The 16,630-nt window shown below is 44.7% G+C and carries 14 protein-coding genes; 5 read left to right on the top strand and 9 right to left on the bottom strand.

Translation table 11 applies throughout. The features are described from left to right. Nucleotides 1-217: 217 nt before the first annotated feature. The 3 genes from AC5JPY_RS04685 to fumC all read right to left on the bottom strand — a co-directional run bounded on the left by AC5JPY_RS04685 (nt 218) and on the right by fumC (nt 2,648). Nucleotides 218-691, bottom strand: coding sequence for a DUF8453 domain-containing protein (locus AC5JPY_RS04685; protein WP_493852241.1), 474 nt, complete (start codon nt 689-691; stop codon nt 218-220). Then, nucleotides 688-921, bottom strand: coding sequence for a hypothetical protein (locus tag AC5JPY_RS04690; RefSeq protein ID WP_493852242.1), 234 nt, complete (start codon nt 919-921; stop codon nt 688-690). Before AC5JPY_RS04690 ends, AC5JPY_RS04685 begins: the two co-directional genes overlap by 4 nt. Nucleotides 922-1,244: 323 nt before the next feature. After that, entirely contained in the window at nt 1,245-2,648 is a 1,404-nt protein-coding gene (gene fumC / locus AC5JPY_RS04695) for a class II fumarate hydratase (protein WP_493852243.1), read from the bottom strand. Nucleotides 2,649-2,855: 207 nt separating this feature from the next. On the opposite strand from fumC, the gene AC5JPY_RS04700 reads away from it, so the two are divergent. Together AC5JPY_RS04700 and AC5JPY_RS04705 are read left to right on the top strand one after the other, a co-directional pair. Continuing rightward, nucleotides 2,856-3,506 carry a 5-formyltetrahydrofolate cyclo-ligase gene (locus tag AC5JPY_RS04700; RefSeq protein WP_493852244.1) on the top strand — a complete coding sequence of 217 codons (651 nt, stop codon included), beginning with the start codon at nt 2,856-2,858 and terminating at the stop codon, nt 3,504-3,506. Then, the gene (locus AC5JPY_RS04705; RefSeq protein ID WP_443525948.1) at nt 3,506-3,766 is read left to right on the top strand and encodes a hypothetical protein; all 261 of its coding nucleotides are present in this window, start codon (nt 3,506-3,508) and stop codon (nt 3,764-3,766) included. Before AC5JPY_RS04700 ends, AC5JPY_RS04705 begins: the two co-directional genes overlap by 1 nt. A gap of 113 nt (nt 3,767-3,879) precedes the next feature. On the opposite strand, the gene AC5JPY_RS04710 is transcribed toward AC5JPY_RS04705, so the two are convergent. Then, nucleotides 3,880-5,241, bottom strand: coding sequence for a Na+/H+ antiporter family protein (locus AC5JPY_RS04710; protein ID WP_443525946.1), 1,362 nt, complete (start codon nt 5,239-5,241; stop codon nt 3,880-3,882). Nucleotides 5,242-5,556: 315 nt separating this feature from the next. Between AC5JPY_RS04710 and lon the strand changes: the two genes are divergently transcribed. Both lon and AC5JPY_RS04720 read left to right on the top strand, forming a co-directional pair. Then, nucleotides 5,557-8,166, top strand: a complete 2,610-nt coding sequence (lon, locus tag AC5JPY_RS04715; protein WP_493852245.1) for an endopeptidase La — start codon at nt 5,557-5,559, stop codon at nt 8,164-8,166. 387 nt (nt 8,167-8,553) lie between these two features. Then, nucleotides 8,554-9,111 carry a superoxide dismutase family protein gene (locus AC5JPY_RS04720; protein WP_443525942.1) on the top strand — a complete coding sequence of 186 codons (558 nt, stop codon included), beginning with the start codon at nt 8,554-8,556 and terminating at the stop codon, nt 9,109-9,111. Between the two features lie 83 nt (nt 9,112-9,194). Here the strand turns inward: AC5JPY_RS04720 and topA are convergent, their stop codons facing one another. Together topA and AC5JPY_RS04730 are read right to left on the bottom strand one after the other, a co-directional pair. Then, nucleotides 9,195-11,861 (bottom strand): type I DNA topoisomerase, encoded by a 2,667-nt coding sequence (gene topA / locus AC5JPY_RS04725; RefSeq protein WP_493852246.1) that lies wholly within the window; start codon nt 11,859-11,861, stop codon nt 9,195-9,197. A gap of 276 nt (nt 11,862-12,137) precedes the next feature. After that, nucleotides 12,138-12,731 carry a hypothetical protein gene (locus tag AC5JPY_RS04730; RefSeq protein ID WP_493852247.1) on the bottom strand — a complete coding sequence of 198 codons (594 nt, stop codon included), beginning with the start codon at nt 12,729-12,731 and terminating at the stop codon, nt 12,138-12,140. A 392-nt stretch (nt 12,732-13,123) separates the two neighbouring features. Here AC5JPY_RS04730 and AC5JPY_RS04735 point away from each other — a divergent pair, with 392 nt between their 5' ends. Beyond that, entirely contained in the window at nt 13,124-13,672 is a 549-nt protein-coding gene (locus tag AC5JPY_RS04735; protein ID WP_493852248.1) for a DUF2799 domain-containing protein, read from the top strand. A 349-nt stretch (nt 13,673-14,021) separates the two neighbouring features. On the opposite strand, the gene AC5JPY_RS04740 is transcribed toward AC5JPY_RS04735, so the two are convergent. The 3 genes from AC5JPY_RS04740 to AC5JPY_RS04750 form a co-directional block, all read right to left on the bottom strand. Further along, nucleotides 14,022-14,423: an ExbD/TolR family protein gene (locus tag AC5JPY_RS04740; protein WP_319051290.1), complete on the bottom strand. Its 402-nt coding sequence runs from the start codon at nt 14,421-14,423 to the stop codon at nt 14,022-14,024. A gap of 131 nt (nt 14,424-14,554) precedes the next feature. Then, nucleotides 14,555-15,226, bottom strand: a complete 672-nt coding sequence (locus tag AC5JPY_RS04745; RefSeq protein WP_493852249.1) for a MotA/TolQ/ExbB proton channel family protein — start codon at nt 15,224-15,226, stop codon at nt 14,555-14,557. Between the two features lie 108 nt (nt 15,227-15,334). Further along, the gene (locus AC5JPY_RS04750; RefSeq protein ID WP_493852250.1) at nt 15,335-16,360 is read right to left on the bottom strand and encodes an energy transducer TonB; all 1,026 of its coding nucleotides are present in this window, start codon (nt 16,358-16,360) and stop codon (nt 15,335-15,337) included. Nucleotides 16,361-16,630: the final 270 nt, after the last annotated feature.

Here is a 16,630-nt window from a genome sequence, read left to right on the forward strand (position 1 = left end):
AATTTTTGATAAAAAAGACCTTACTGCGTGATGTGGTAAGGTCTTTTTCAGCTTTGAATGTAGATAAAAGCATACCCAACGAGCCTATGAGTTATATGCTCTTAGAACATATACCTGTTATATATTCCTATAAATTAGTATCAATGAAAAAAATATATTCTAGTTCAAACTTATATGCAAAGAAAATCGACTTGAAAGACATACATGATCGTATTTATTACAAAGAAGTCCAAAATATCTCCTCATGTTTTTTACCACTTACGTCCTCCCAACTCACCATAGACTGATATTTGCTAGGACTATTCATATGTAAGGATGCTAGAAGCTTAATTCTTGAACTTGGTTTCATTTCTTGGTAAGGAAATATTTCTGATAACTCGGTATCAAATAGAGGGCTGTCTTCGCAGTCAATCAATTCAAAATGAACATTATATGCACTACCCTGTCCTGTATTAGAAATATAGAAATTGTAAGACTTTCCTAACTTAGTCAGGCTCACATTAAATTTAGGCTTCGTTTTTTCTGTTTTTTGTTCAGTAATACTTTCTATCTGAAGCCGAGATAACTCTGCAGTTACTCTTTCAAGTTCTAACTGTTCCTTAGCTAGCTCTCTTGTACGAACTAAAGAAATAGTTGAAATTATTGCTGCTAAAATAGAGATTATTAGACTTAAAACTTCAAATTTGCTCATTTGAAGCCCTTAAATAAATTTTTAAATATTTTCTCTGCTTCTACTTTCGCTTCAGGTATTGCTACATCTTTCGCCTGCTCGAAACCAACTTCTTTTAAATCAGCTAACATGATTTCAAAATGACAACTATTGCACTTCACAAAATCATTATCTTGTAATTTCTCTGGATGCTCAAACTCATTATGCCCACATTGAGGACATTGTATTTCTATATGATCAGTTTTAGTCATCTTAACTCCTTATTGGTTTAATAATCGGTCTTTCTAAGATACTAACATTTATATCATATACTTATGAACATTAATCGGGCTTTATAATATGAACATTACCTCATATATTAATAGATAAAAGTGCAAATCTAGAACTAGCTATTGAAATGTGAACAAAAAAAAAGACCTTGCCACATTCTAATATAAGAAGTGACAAGGTCTTTTTATTTCTAAATTCTCAGTGGAACAAATATGATGCTGCTACAACAAATACAACTGCACATTATACCAGGCGTACATTAGGCAAGTCTGACGCCGTAGCAGGACACTATTTGGTCTACTGCTTACTTAGGATGTACCATATCAGCAGGGATGACCCACTCATCGAACTGCGCTTCAGTTAACAGCTCTAGCTCAACCGCCACTTGCTTCAAAGTTTTGTTTTCTTTATAAGCTGTCTTAGCGATTTTTGCTGCATTTTCATAACCAACATGACGATTCAATGACGTCACTAGCATCAATGAGTTGTGCAAGAAGTCATCAATTTTGTCTTTTACTGGCTCGATACCAACGGCACAGTTTTCGTTAAAGCTGTTGCACGCATCGCCAAGCAGTTTAATAGACTGCAATAAGTTAAACGCGATAACTGGCTTATACACATTTAGCTCAAAGTTACCTGATGCGCCAGCCATGCTGATAGTTGTGTCGTTACCCATGACCTGAGCGACAACCATCGTCATTGCTTCTGACTGCGTTGGGTTTACTTTACCCGGCATGATAGATGAGCCTGGCTCATTTTCAGGAATCGTCAACTCACCAAGACCACAACGAGGGCCAGATGCTAACCAACGTACGTCATTCGCGATTTTGTTTAAGCTAGCCGCTAGCGTTTTTAATGCGCCTGACGCAAATACTTCGGCATCACGAGCGGCTAGTGCTTCAAATTTGTTTGGTGACGTGACAAATGGCAAACCAGTCAACGTTGATAGTTGCTCAGCTGATTTTACCGCATAGTCAGGATGGGCGTTTAGACCAGTACCAACCGCAGTACCACCTAGTGGCAACTCATATAGACCTTGTAGCGCGTTGTCGATACGAGTCAATGCATGATCAAGTTGGCTCACATAGCCGCTAAACTCTTGACCTAGGGTCAATGGCGTGGCGTCTTGTAGATGCGTACGACCGATTTTTACGATGCTGTCGAATTCTTTTGCTTTTTTGTCCAAAGTATCACGCAATGCTTGTACCGCTGGGATCAACAAGCTATTGATCTGACGCGCAGCCGCCACCCGAATCGCCGTTGGGAAGCTGTCGTTGGTAGACTGTGCATGATTCACATGGTCATTTGGGTGAATTGGCGTGTAGCTGCCACGCTCAGAACCCGCGATTTCGTTGGCACGGTTAGCAAGCACTTCGTTCATGTTCATGTTTGACTGGGTGCCAGAACCTGTCTGCCATACAACCAATGGGAACTGATCGACCAGACCACCATTGATGATTTCGTCAGCGGCTTGTACGATGAGATCACGCTTGTCGCCTTCAATACGCTCTAGGCTCGCGTTGGTAATCGCAGCGGCTTTTTTGACCAGCGCCATCGCTTCAATCATTGGACGCGGCAATGTCTCGCCACCGATTTTGAAGTTTTCGCGGCTACGCTGAGTTTGCGCGCCCCAATAAGCATCAGCTGGGACTTCTACGTTACCCATGGTATCTTTTTCGGTACGAGTTGCCTGATTCTGTGTCGACATAACTACCCTCTTAACTGGTTTGTTGTTTTATGACTGCTCTAAAAAATGCAACATCTGCTGCACATAAAGGAGAATACGATATAAAGTGGCGTTATGATAGCATGACTAGGGCGTGTTGAATATTCACAAATTGCCTTGGTCAATGCCTAAAAACGAATGTCTAAAAGCGCCCTTTATCAATCTGATATCTCATTGGATAGTCTACTTATGCACTCTGAAACAATACCCGCTGAGCCAAAAACGCTTAATTTACAAGAACCCACACTAAGTAATCCACCTAGACGGCACTTTACTCGCCAGCGTCGCCAGTTAAGTGAAAGCGCGCGTAGGAATATGGGGCAAGCAGCGAGCTTGAATCTGTCTAAGTTACAGCAGCGATTGCCAAAAAATGCGCGTATTGGGTTATATTATGACGGTTTTGGTGAGTTGCCCACTCAGCCACTGCTGGATTGGTGCAGACGCTTAGGCTATTTACCTTATTTACCTGTGGTTGGTTCGCTCGGCAGTGATGATAAACGGTTGCGTTTTGTGCCTGTTTATCATTCAAAACTCGTCAACGTACCAACCCGTATTCATCGTTTGGGTATGAAGCAAAATCATCATCGTCGTTTGCTGTGGGCGCACGAATTAGACGTTATTATCTGTCCGTTAGTCGCGGTAGATAATCACGGCAACCGCATGGGCATGGGTGGCGGTTTTTATGATACGACACTTGGCAAAAGCTATCGCTCAGGGGCGTCAAGACCGCTTAAAATTGGCTGGTGTTATGATTTTCAGGTGGTTGAAGCGTTACAACGTCAGCCGTGGGATGTGCCGTTAGATGGCTTAATTACGCCAAGCAGCATAAGGTGGTTTTGATGAGTGATAACAATAAACAGTCTGATAAAAAAGACTCTAGCGCTGCTGATTCCAGTGCAGACAGTGTGGATGAGTATTTGCAAACATTAGGCAATGAGGACGCTAGGGTGCAACGTTACTACAGTCAAGAGCAACCCTTTAGCGCTGATGAGATGGCACGGCTCGTTAGTGAAGAACGCTTAAATGCGTTGCTGGCGGACAGTGATGCGTTTTTGGGTAGCTTGAATGGTGAGATTAAGGATTTTGATGAAGATTATTAGAAAACGCATCGATTGAGCGATTAGTAGAGATAGAAAAAGGGCGAGCATAGCTGCTATTCGTGATAGTTGCCATACCCACCCTTCTTATCAAACATAACCATTCAAATCATTTATTACAACACCATCGCCGCAATCCAACCAAATGCCAGTAGCGGAATGTTATAGTGCAAGAATGTCGGCACCACACTGTCTTTGATATGGTCATGCTGTCCATCAATATTAAGACCAGAGGTTGGTCCCAATGTCGAATCTGACGCAGGCGAACCGGCATCACCCAGCGCACCAGCCGTACCAATAATCGCAACGGTTGCGAGTGGCGAGAACCCCAAAGAGATACATAGCGGCACATAAATCGCGGCCAAAATAGGAATGGTCGAGAAGGACGAGCCGATACCCATGGTCACAATCAGACCAATGAGGAGCATGATAAACGCCGCCATCGCTTTGTTACCACCGAACAGTGACGCCGCCCCATCAACGAGTGGCTGAATCTGCTCAGTGGCTTTCATCACTTCAGCGAAGCCCTGCGCCGTAATCATAATAAAGCCAATCATCGCCATCAGCTTGATACCGTCATTAAAGACGCCATCAGCCTCATGCCATTTCACCACGCCCGTCGCCATAAATACACCAAAGCCAAACATCGAGCCGAGCAGTAGCGAGTCGGTATAAAGCTGCACCACAAAAGCAGTAACAATAGCAGCCAGTGCGACTAGCGTTTTTAGCTTACTTTGTGACTGAGCGTCAGCTGCGGTTTTGCTTAGGGCATCCCCTTCGACAGCCGCATCATGCGCTTGTTTGTCTATCGCTATCTGCTGATACTCGCGCGGCTTACGGTAGCTAAAGAATACAGCGACTAGCAGACCAAGTAGCATGCCGAGCGCAGGAATCGCCATGGCCTTCACCACAGAGATATTACCAACATCAATACCCGCTTCACCCACGTTTTTTAGCATAATCTGATTGAGGTAAATATCACCAAATCCATAAGGGATAAACATATAGGTGGTAACCAGTCCAAACGTAATCAAACAGGCAATCAGGCGTCTATCAATGTGCATACGGTTGAACGCCAGTAGTAATGGCGGTACCAGTAGCGGAATGAAGGCAATATGAATAGGGATTAAGTTTTGGCTAAAGCAGCTCATGGTGATAAGACCTGCAAACAGCATATACTTAATCATGCCACTCGTACCAGCAGCATCAATGCGTCTAATCACCGCCCCTGCCAACGACTGCGGCAAGCCTGAATGCGCAATCGCTACTGCAAAAGCTCCCAGCAAAGCATACGATAGCGCAATCTGTGCGCCATTACGAATCCCTTCTTGAAAGGCGTCTAACGTATCGGTGATACCAAGACCCGCCAATAGCCCACCTGCCAATGCCCCGATTAATAAACTGAGCACTACGTGCACTCGCGACAGTGACAGCCCTAGCATAATGATAACTGCCAGCAGTACCGCATTGATGGCCATGTATTGCCCCTTGTTTTTTGTACTTTGGTCTTATTTAGACCTATGAATATTGCAACTGATGAATAGCGCTATGCCGTCCAAAATGCTTCCGTATTAGTGCTTTTTTAGACGTGTTTTTAGACGCGCGCCAGTTTACCTTATTTTGGGTGCAAAGCCCACGTATAGAACCAAGTAGACATCAACACATAATGATTATTTAACAAAGATAAGCAGACGACTTTGCCACCAAGCCTTGCAATTTTATATGCGGACACCATTTATCTAAACATGAACCACGAACTTGACTTTACAAGTCTGGGGAACGAGGAAGAATATATGAGTGAACATAAAATAACCCAAGACAATATCGACATTGATGTTGACGTTTCAACAACTGACGTAGAAAACAACGAGGCAGATACCTCGTCAACTGATACGCAAGAAGCAGCAACGACTGATGCCAAAGATACTGATCTTGATGGCAGTACGCTTACTGATACTGACAACAAAAAAGCAAACGATGATCAAGACGAAAGCTATCTGCCACTACTGGCATTACGCGATGTCGTCGTCTATCCGCACATGCAGATTGCCTTGTTTGTAGGACGCGCACCGTCTGTAAAAGCTGTTGAGCTGGCACAAGCTGAGTATGGCAATAAGGTACTGGTCGTCGCCCAAAAAGACTCACTGACCGAAGACATTGATCAAGACAACTTGTATCAATACGGTACGGTGTGCCGCATCGTCAGCACTATGCCGCACGATAGCGATGAGAACTGCATTAAAGTACTGATCGAAGGTCAATATCGCGCCCGTGTCGACAACATAGAGGGCCATAACGAGTTATTGATGGCAAGATTTGAGCGTGCCGATCTTGATATCAGCATGGATGAGAGCCAACAGAAAAATACCATCCAAGCGTTGACCACACTGTTTGAAAGCTATGCAGATGCGCGTTTGCGTAATGCTCGTGAGCTGACTCGCGTTGCCAAGCGTATTGATGACTTGCTTGAGCTGGTGTATTTCATCTCAACTCGCGTGTCGATGGATCTTGATATCAAGCAGTCGTTCTTAGAAGAAAACGATATCAAAACACACATCAACACTTTGACGGAATATCTGGTCAAGCAAAGTGCTGAGCAAAACATCGAACAAGACATTCAAGATGCGGTTCGTCAGCAGATGGAAGACAATCAGCGCGAATACTTCTTGAACGAGAAGATGAAAGCCATCAAAAATGAGCTGTCAGATATGAATGACGGTGCGTTCGATGGTGAAGATGACGTGGCTGAGCTAGAGCAACGTCTCGAAGATGCTGATCTACCAGACGATGTACGCAAAAAAGCAGAGCAAGAGTTTAAAAAGCTCAAAATGATGCCACCTGCGTCCAGCGAGTCATCAGTCGTACGCAACTATATTGAGTGGATCTTAGATACGCCGTGGAATGCGACGACCAAAGTGTCTATTAATCTAGATAAAGCCAAAACGGTATTAGACGAAGATCATTATGGTCTAAAAGATGTGAAAGACCGTATCTTGGAGTACCTCGCCGTACAATCACGCGTGAAAAAACTGCGTGGTCCGATTCTATGCCTCGTCGGTCCTCCAGGTGTCGGTAAAACCTCATTGGGTGAGTCAATTGCCCGTGCAACGGGACGTAAGTTTGTGCGTATGGCGCTTGGCGGCGTCCGTGATGAAGCCGAGATTCGTGGTCATCGCCGCACCTATATCGGTGCGATGCCAGGTAAAATCGTCCAGTCATTGGCCAAAGTAGAAGTCAAAAACCCGCTATTCTTGTTGGATGAAATCGATAAGATGGCGCAAGACTTCCGTGGTGATCCAGCGTCGGCATTGCTTGAAGTATTAGACCCATCACAGAACGATACTTTTAACGACCATTACTTAGATATGGACTTAGATCTATCGCAAGTGATGTTTATCTGTACTGCCAACAGCATGGATATTCCTCCTGCCCTGCTTGACCGTATGGAAGTCATTCGTCTGCCGGGTTATACCGAAGAAGAAAAGGTCAATATCGCGCAGAAGTACCTGGTACCAAAAGCAATTAAGCAAAATGGTCTCAAAGAAGGTGAGATTGAGATTGTTGAGGCGGCATTACATAGTATCGTCCGTAGTTACACGCGTGAAGCAGGTGTGCGTAACCTTGAGCGTGAAGTCAATAAAATCTGCCGCAAAGTAGTTCGCGGTTCAGTTGAAAACCACGGCGCGCGTGCTCCGAAAAAAGCGGAACGTCAGCTCGTCACAGTTGATGACAAGAACATTGATGACTATCTAGGCGTGCATCAGTATGACTACGGCCTAGCAGAAGAAGAGCCTGAGATCGGTCGTATCACTGGTCTGGCGTGGACACAGGTCGGTGGTGAGCTGCTCACTATTGAAGCGGTCGCTATGAAAGGTAAAGGCGAACTTAGCTTTACCGGTTCACTAGGAGATGTGATGAAAGAGTCGATTCGTGCGGCTATGAGCGTGGTACGTGCTCGCGGTGAAAGCCTCGGTATCGATTACGAGACGGTCAAAACCACGGACATTCACGTGCATATGCCAGAAGGCGCGACGCCAAAAGATGGTCCTTCTGCTGGTGGTGCATTAACGACAGCATTGGTATCTGCAATGACGGGGATTGCTATTCGTCCAGATATCGCGATGACAGGTGAGATTACCTTGCGTGGTAAGATCCTACGTATCGGTGGTCTCAAAGAGAAGCTACTTGCAGCGCATCGCGGCGGCATCAAGCACGTCTTGATCCCAGCAACCAATGAGCGTGATTTGGCGGATATTCCTGATAACGTCAAAGAAGGTTTGACCATTCAACCAGTCGCTACGATTGAAGAGATATTAAAGGTTGCCTTGGTCAGTATGCCAAAGCCACTGAAGCCTGCAAAAGTAACGGTTGATAAAACCTCAGGTAAAGCGCTACATAACTAATTGCGTATTGGTTAGTTAACTCGAAAAAGCAAAAAGCCGCTCATCACAATGATGGGTGGCTTTTTTATGCTTATTAGCCGTTCGTTTACTAATAGCTTATTCATTACCAACTCGTGTTTTTTGAGTAGTCCAATGTATTTTGTTATTCAATTAATTTCGTAAGTTTTTTGTGCCATCTGATTTTGTAAACCCATACGAAACTTACATATATTAACTGATTGTTGCGCATTTGATGAATAACTACAAGCATCGCTTGGCTATACTGACCCTGTTGTTAACGAATATTGATACTTGTTTTAATACAAAAACAGTTCTGAATATTTGTAACTTTGACGACAGCTACAATGACGATAATTACAATAATGAATAAAACAATCGGAGATAATAATGAATAAGACAATGCTAGCAAGTGCCCTACTATGTGGATCAGCGTTGGCGATGACTGGTTGCCAAACGGTACAAGACCAAATGCAAACGGGTAACCCTTTGGCGCAGCCTACCCTAAAATCAACCATCAACACAGTAAGCGGTGACAAAAAAGAAGTCGGCCAAGTCTTTCTACGTCCTGTCGATGGCGGTGTACAGGTCTATGGTAAGCTAATGAACTTACAACCAGGCCAAACAGTCGCGCTCCATATTCATGAAACAGGCAGCTGTGCCGACATGGGTAAAGCGGCAGGTGGCCACTTCAACCCTGACAACAACCCACACTCTAATCCAGATGATATGAATGGTCATGCAGGCGACTTGCCTAACTTGACAGCCAATGAAGACGGCGTCGCTACTATTAATTATGTAAACAAAAAGATCACTGCTGATGAAGCAGGTAAATATAGCGTCAATCGCTTAGCCTTTATCGTTCATGCTGGTACTGATGACTATACCAGCCAGCCAGCAGGTGATGCAGGCGATCGCGTTGCTTGTGGTATTATCGAAAAGAACTAATAGCATCTACACTTAGCTATTATGGATAGCACAAAAAGACCTCTTAGCATCTAAGAGGTCTTTTTTATGCTCGATAGAAAAACTTATTCTTCTACCCACTCGCCTTTACGCCAGTACACACCCCAGCGTGTGGCTTTGCCATTCTTTTCAGAGCCGATATACTGCTCTTTTTTCTTACGTGACCAGCGCAAAATAGTTGGATTACCATCTGGATCTTCATCTGGCCCTGCGAACAGATACTGGAACTTATCTTCCATTTTATCTTTAACATCGCGTAGCTCAGCAAGCTTTGGTGCGCGGGTCTCACGCACTTTTGGGAACTTAGAAGCCGCAAGGAACATGCCAGCCGCCCCTTCACGCAAGATGAAGTAATCATCATGCTTGGTCGACTTGAGCTCTGGCAGATGGATTGGATCCATACGCGGCGGCGCAGCTTCGCCTGTCTTTAGTACCTTGCGTGTGTTGTCGCAATTCTGACAAGCAAAGTAAGGACCAAAGCGACCTGTCTTTAGCTCCATTTGCCCATCACACTTGTTACAGTCGATGGTTGGCGCATCTGAGCCGGGTACTTCAAATTTACCTTCTTCTAGGATGTATCCATCGCAATCAGGATTGTTGCCACAAATGTGTAATTTGAGACCACCATCAACGATATAACCATTCATCGCTGTGCCGCATTTTGGACAGCGTTTTTTCTCCATCAAATCTTTAACTTCTGCCGCTTCATCATCACCTTCTGGATCATCCAAGTTGGCAAACGCTTCAACAGGCATCAAGTTTTTGGTGCCTTTACAGCGCTCTTTTGGCGGCAAGTTGTAGCCCGTACAGCCTAAGAATACACCAGTTGAACCTGTACGCAGCTGCATCGGACGATCACAAATATCACAGTGAACATCTGGCACATCAGTTGGATCATTTGGACGCATACCGTCTTTTTCTTTGGCACGCTCAAGCGTTGTTTTGAACTCGCCATAGAAATTATCGAGCACATCTTTCCAATCTTGATCACCTTCTGCCACATGATCGAGCTTGTCTTCTAACGCCGCAGTAAAGGTATAGTCCATTAAGTCTGGGAAGCTAGCCGTCAATCTATCCGTGACGATATCACCCATTTTTTCGGCAAACAGGCGCTTATTCTCAAGCTTCACATAACCGCGATCTTGAATGGTTGAGATGATTGAAGCATAAGTCGATGGACGACCGATACCTTTTTTCTCAAGCTCCTTGACCAGACTCGCTTCGGTATAGCGCGGCGCAGGCTTGGTAAAGTGCTGACTTGGATCTAGTTTATCTAGGTTTAACTTATCGCCTTTTTTGACATCGGGCAATAAGGTATCGTCAGTCTTGGCTGGTGGCATCACTTTTGTATAGCCATCAAATACCATGGTACGACCACGGGCTTTTAGCTCAACATTATCGGCACCAACAAACAGGTTCACTGATAGATATTTGGCAGGTAGCATCTGACACGCCACAAACTGACGCCAGATCAGCTCATATAGACGAATGGCATCGCGCTCCACGCCTTTTAGCTGCGTTGATTTCATGTTGACGTTAGAGGGACGAATCGCTTCATGCGCCTCTTGTGCGCCTTGCTTGTTGCCATAGAAGTTTGGCTTTTCTGGCACATACTTTGCGCCATAGCTGTCTTCGATATGACCGCGGACCGCAGCAAGTGCATCACCAGACAAGAATGTCGAGTCGGTACGCATATAAGTAATATGCCCCGCTTCATACAGACGCTGCGCCAAAATCATGGTCTTTTTGACAGAGAATCCCAAACGCGTGCTGGCGGCTTGCTGCAAAGTCGAAGTGATAAAAGGCGCACTTGGACGTGACTGCGTTGGCTTCTCTTCACGCTCTTTGACAATAAAGTCGCTTGCTTTGAGTATCTCTAAAACTTTATCGGTCTGCTCTTTATTGCCAAGTTTTAGGGTTTTGCCGCCTTGTTTGGTTGCCTCTAAGCGTATGCCGATTTGCTCAGCGTCTGAGGTTTTCTTGGCTTTGTCACTGGCAATGTGCGTATCGGCATGAATCTGCCAGTACTCTTCTGGAATGAACGCACGAATCTCATGCTCACGCTCGACAACCAAACGCATAGCGACTGACTGTACACGGCCGGCTGATAGTCCGCGGGCAATCTTTTGCCATAGCAGCGGCGATACCATAAACCCAACCACACGGTCCAAGAACCTGCGCGCTTGCTGTGCGTTCACACGATCGATATCGAGCTTTGATGGTTGTTTAAAGGCATTTTGGATGGCAGATTTGGTAATCTCATTAAACACCACACGCTGGTATTTGCTATCAGGACCACCAATGACTTCTTTTAGATGCCAAGCAATCGCTTCCCCTTCTCTATCCATATCCGTTGCCAGATAGATTTTGTCAGCGTCTTTAGCCAGAGCTTTGAGCTCTTTGATGACTTTGGTTTTATTGGGCAGTACTTCATAAACTGCCGCCCAATCATGCTCTGGATCTACGCCCATACGGCGTACCAGTGCTTGCTGTGCTTTTTCTTCTTTCGTCAGACTGTCATCTTTTTTGGCAGTTGTCGCTTTCTTTGCGCTCTTACTTGCACTGACTGGCAAATCGCGGACGTGACCGATACTTGAACGTACGACAAAGTCATTACCAAGGTATTTATTGATCGTTTTTGCCTTGGCTGGTGATTCTACGATCACCAAAGACTTACCCTTCGGGCTATCAGCAGTCGATGCTGCGGCTTTTTTGGTTGTGGTTTTTGCCATATTTGACGACACCATAATATAAGTAGATTAAAAGTAAATTTAGCAGCACGGTGATTTATGGAAGCAGATACTCATAGTTTTGCTATGGTTCAGCGATTTATAGTAATAAGTGCTGCTAATAAAAAAGGTTATAAAACAAATTATAACCATAAAATAAAGATATAGTTATAAAGACGTTACACTGCTAAGCGTCAGAATGTCAACTTTAAATAAATTGAATATGACGAATCGCACATATATTGCTCTTAATGGAGACAAACAAATGCTTTACTAGGTTTATGACTGCTGCTGCATTTGTAGTGCCCATTTCTCAAGGTTTGCTTTGAGCACTAGCAGATCTGCCTCAATCATTTTTTGCTGATACGCAGGATTAGATGATGGACGCACATACGCAACGTCTTCCCAATAGATGACAATACTATTCGCTTTGGTCAATAGCCCTTTAACAAACGGCTCAATACTTACTGGCAAATCTAATGACGCTTTGTCGAGACTAAAATTGGTCTTACTGACCGTTACGTTCTTGCTTTGAGTGCCGCGAATGGCACTTGGAATAGTTAGTATCTTGTCGTCAGTACTGGTATCGACAAAGCTGCTGTCTGGGCGCCACTGCCCATCAATCACTTGATAACGGGTGTGCGGCAGCTTGGTCTCTTCTAATATCAGGCAATATTGCCCAAGCATACCGCGACCATACTCATTATCCTTCCCCTTTATCCAATCAGGACAAGTAACGAGCTTTGGGTTTAACTCTAACCGGCGCGCGGTCATACGCAGCTTATCCAAACGCTGATCGATACCGTTCGGTTTGAGCGCCATCATACTCCCTAATACGAATAGTACAATGACAATACCAATCAATGTTCCCATGAGGCTCTGACCTTTTGACTAAATAAAAGTGAAGCTAAATAATATAAGTATAACCACTGCTAGCTATGCTCAGCCTGAACACCACTGTCTTATAAATAGCTAATGCATAAGCAAGACAATATTATCTTACCTGCTCAATACCGAATAACAGATAACAATACAGCAAAGCTTATAATGAGCCCAAACCCTGAAAAATCAAGCATAGTAGCTCATCCATGGCGCAACAGACAGCGTCACACCTCACTACCTATTCATTAATTACACTGTTAAATCAACTATTTAGCATACGTGGATATACGTATCATAGTCCTATACAAAAACCAGATACGAAACGTGGTCGGCGCAAAAAAGTGCTATGATAAACCATAATTTTAAACGCGCGCAGGTTTATTATGAATTATCTTATCAAGTCGAACGCATCGAGCGCTTCTAATGCTAGTAACGCTCGCAAGCTGACCAGTAGACTTATGAGCAAAACGGGTATGAGCCTGTCATTGTTCGGTGCCGTTGTACTGACATTATCGGGCTGTGCCACCACCCAAAACCTGACGCCCCAACAATGTCAAAGCAGCAACTGGCAGGACGTTGGTTATGCTGATGGTCTACAAGGGCGCTCAGGTGCTCACTTCGGTCACTATACCAACAGCTGCACCAGCGTAGGCGGCGCTAGTCCCAACCGCATACAGTGGGAACAAGGACGACAGCAAGGGCTCAAAAACTACTGTACCGAGCTAAACGCCTATAAGATTGGCCGCGAAGGTTATGATTGGCAGCCTGTCTGTCCACTAGAGGGTATCGAGAAATTAGAAGAGGCTTATTCTCAAGGGCGCTACTACTATATTCGTCAGCGCGATCTAGACTACTTGCGATCGCCTTACCCATTTGGCTATGGACATGGGGTCTTCGGCTACGGCTATCGCCCATTTGGTTATGGCTGGTAAATGGCTAGTAAAAAGAAAACCTCACTGATGACTTAATTTGAGGTTTAAGTCGTCAATGAGGTTGGAGAAAAACTTATTATTTTAATTGTTCTTTTTATTGCGGTTATGGTTGTTCTACTGATTGGCTTTTTGTTCTATCTAGCCCGCTTTTTGTTATGACCATGTGCTGTGTCACCAAACACTTTAACATCGATATGGCGCTTTATTATCGACGTTTTTTTTTAGATATTGCACTTTGTAGACATTATGAGCCACAACTATGATGCACAAATAGCCGCAGCTTTTATGAGCATCATAGCTTTTATAAGCACGACATCTACTGCCTATCCACCGCTATTGAGTACCAAGACTATTCATTGACGAAAGCAATTTTGGTTAGTCCAGCGTTACTTGCCGCTGCCAAGACTTGAGCGACCGTATCGTATTTGCCTTCTTTATCTGCACGCAACTGTACTGGGGTATCTTCGTCGGTTGCGCCTTGCTGTTGTAGACGCGTCTCTAGTGCTTCCATACTGATTGGGTCGCTGTCCCAAAATAGTCCTGCATCCTTATCAATACTGATTTGAATGGCTTCTGGCGGGGTCTGACTGACCTCAGCACTGGTTTTTGGCAAATCTAAAGGCACCGTCGGGTTCAGTACGGTTGCGGTCAATAAAAAGATAATCATCAATACCAGCATGATATCGATGAGCGGGATGAGGTTCATCTCATCCATGCTGCGTACATCATCATCACCCAATTGAAATGCCATAGTTACTCTCAATACTTGTGTTTATTTTCATACTGCTAAAAGGCTGCGCCGTACTTATTCGCTGTTTAGCATTTGTGCTTTACACCCAAATACCGCGCTGCTTTCACTTATATCCCGTATCTCAATACTTCTTATAGCTGTTCTGGCACTGAGCTATTGTAGTGATTGGTTTGCTGATCGTTGGTTGCTGTTTCGATCGTATTTGAGCGACTGTTTTTTGCGGCTTGCACTGATGTTACGCTAGCATTCGTATCGGCAGATACTGCCAGTAGGTCATGTGCTCTATCGTTGGCTTGATACATGATGCGGCGATTGATCCGTACCGCTACGTTATAAAATATGACAGCTGGAATGGCGACGGCGATACCTAGACCCGTCATGATCAGTGCCTCACCAACAGGTCCTGCAACTTGTCCTAGTCCTGCCTGCCCACTCATGCCAATATTGTGTAGCGCATGAAAGATACCCCATACGGTCCCGAACAGTCCAATAAATGGTGCAATGGCGGCCGTGGTACCGAGAATAGGTAAACCACGCTCGCTAGCAAAACGATAGCGGCCTATGTGTTTGAGCAGTGTCTGCTCAGTGACCAAACGGCGAGTTGCCGCGTCAGTACCGACCAAGTCGGCTTGCCTAGCTTGTAGCTGCTGGCTCAAATCGTCTGCCACACTATTCGCCAGTTTTCGGCTTTGCAGCACACGCACGATACCTGTCACCCAAGAGAGGATAGATAACGCCAGCAACAAAAAGAACAATGTCTTTGTCACCATGTCGCTGATTTGCCAGTATTGCATAAAGTCCATGTCAGACTCCTTAATGTGTAATGCCATGACATGATACTGAGATACATATCATGCTTAGTCTTATTATGAAAGATTATCAATAAATACGTTGTTATAAAATATAAACCATCATGGAACTGCATAGCTGATCGGCAAGGTCACATTGCCCACGACTGGTGTGCCACTATTGTTAGTGAATGGTTTAAATTTACCAGAACGTACTTGGCGCTGTGCCTCTCTATCTACCACCGGATTGCCTGAAGATTGCGCTAAGCTCACGCTATCGATACCGCCCTGTTTGTTGACTCGCAACGATAATACAACGTTAAAAACGTCACCAGAACGGGCGCGACGTGCCGCACGCTCAGGAAAACTAAAGTTTGGTGCAGACGCCCAATTGGCCGCGCTAGCAGTAAAGCTTACTGGCTCATTGCTCTGAGCTGCAGCGGCAGCTTCTGCCTCGGCTTTCGCTCTTGCAGCCGCCTCTGCTGCGTCTCTAGCAGCTTTTGCTTGTGCAGCGGCTTTGGCATTTGCAATGCTTCTGGCTTCTTGGGCAGCTTTTGCGGCTTTGAGCTCAGCTTCTTTAAGTTTAGCATTTTCGATTTCAGCCGCTTTTGCTTCAGCGTTTTGAGCGGATTTTTTTGCTTGCGCGGCAGCTTCTTTGCGACGTTCATCAGCAGTTGATGTATCAACTATCGGTTCTGGGCTTGTCTTTTTTGGCACTGCTTGTTTTGACAATGTCTCTTTTGGCAGAGGTTTCTGACTGCTGTCAGGAGCATTCTGCTCTGTTGTGATAACAGGCACCGCTTCAGGTGCTTTCTTTTTCACAACAGGTTCTATGGGTGTCTCGACACGCTGTTTGGGCGGTGTCTCAGCTTTAGGCGGTGTTGTAGACTGCGGTTCTACTGTTGGTTGCGCTGGTTTTTGGACGCTGACTTCTTGTGGCAATACTTCAGCTTTGGGCGCTGCACTTTTGGTAGGTAACGTCACAAACTGAATTTCAACAGGTGGTGTCTCTGTTTCTGGCTCAGGTTTTAATGTAGGCGTTTTTATGGTTACCAATGCAAATGCTGTCAGCAGATGTAACCCTACCACTGTGATGATGGCTAACAGTATCGATCTGATTGGCGGCGCGTCTAACTCTGTTGAACTCATAACAGCCTAATATTTATTGTCCAAGACGGAATGGCGTAGATAATAATGCAAACGATAATTATTATCAATAATAATTTACAATATTTTCTCCTCAGAGCCATATCCATTAAGCTCTCTACATACCGCCCTGTAATTGACTGAAGCATTTACTTTAGCTATGTACTGCAGCTATATCCAACCTTGAATAAGCAAATACCCCTATCGGAACGTAACATTAGCAGCTCACTTTTTGGGCAACTGCCTATTTTTTAGGCAATCATTTATTGGTAA

The organism is Psychrobacter sp. H27, from assembly GCF_059072655.1.

Coding starts and splice junctions, on each gene's coding strand:
- AC5JPY_RS04685 (WP_493852241.1), bottom strand. CDS start 691: ATGAGCAAATTTGAAGTTTTAAGTCTAATAATCTCTATTTTAGCAGCA.
- AC5JPY_RS04690 (WP_493852242.1), bottom strand. CDS start 921: ATGACTAAAACTGATCATATAGAAATACAATGTCCTCAATGTGGGCAT.
- fumC (WP_493852243.1), bottom strand. CDS start 2,648: ATGTCGACACAGAATCAGGCAACTCGTACCGAAAAAGATACCATGGGT.
- AC5JPY_RS04700 (WP_493852244.1), top strand. CDS start 2,856: ATGCACTCTGAAACAATACCCGCTGAGCCAAAAACGCTTAATTTACAA.
- AC5JPY_RS04705 (WP_443525948.1), top strand. CDS start 3,506: ATGAGTGATAACAATAAACAGTCTGATAAAAAAGACTCTAGCGCTGCT.
- AC5JPY_RS04710 (WP_443525946.1), bottom strand. CDS start 5,241: ATGGCCATCAATGCGGTACTGCTGGCAGTTATCATTATGCTAGGGCTG.
- lon (WP_493852245.1), top strand. CDS start 5,557: ATGAGTGAACATAAAATAACCCAAGACAATATCGACATTGATGTTGAC.
- AC5JPY_RS04720 (WP_443525942.1), top strand. CDS start 8,554: ATGAATAAGACAATGCTAGCAAGTGCCCTACTATGTGGATCAGCGTTG.
- topA (WP_493852246.1), bottom strand. CDS start 11,861: ATGGCAAAAACCACAACCAAAAAAGCCGCAGCATCGACTGCTGATAGC.
- AC5JPY_RS04730 (WP_493852247.1), bottom strand. CDS start 12,731: ATGGGAACATTGATTGGTATTGTCATTGTACTATTCGTATTAGGGAGT.
- AC5JPY_RS04735 (WP_493852248.1), top strand. CDS start 13,124: ATGAATTATCTTATCAAGTCGAACGCATCGAGCGCTTCTAATGCTAGT.
- AC5JPY_RS04740 (WP_319051290.1), bottom strand. CDS start 14,423: ATGGCATTTCAATTGGGTGATGATGATGTACGCAGCATGGATGAGATG.
- AC5JPY_RS04745 (WP_493852249.1), bottom strand. CDS start 15,226: ATGGACTTTATGCAATACTGGCAAATCAGCGACATGGTGACAAAGACA.
- AC5JPY_RS04750 (WP_493852250.1), bottom strand. CDS start 16,360: ATGAGTTCAACAGAGTTAGACGCGCCGCCAATCAGATCGATACTGTTA.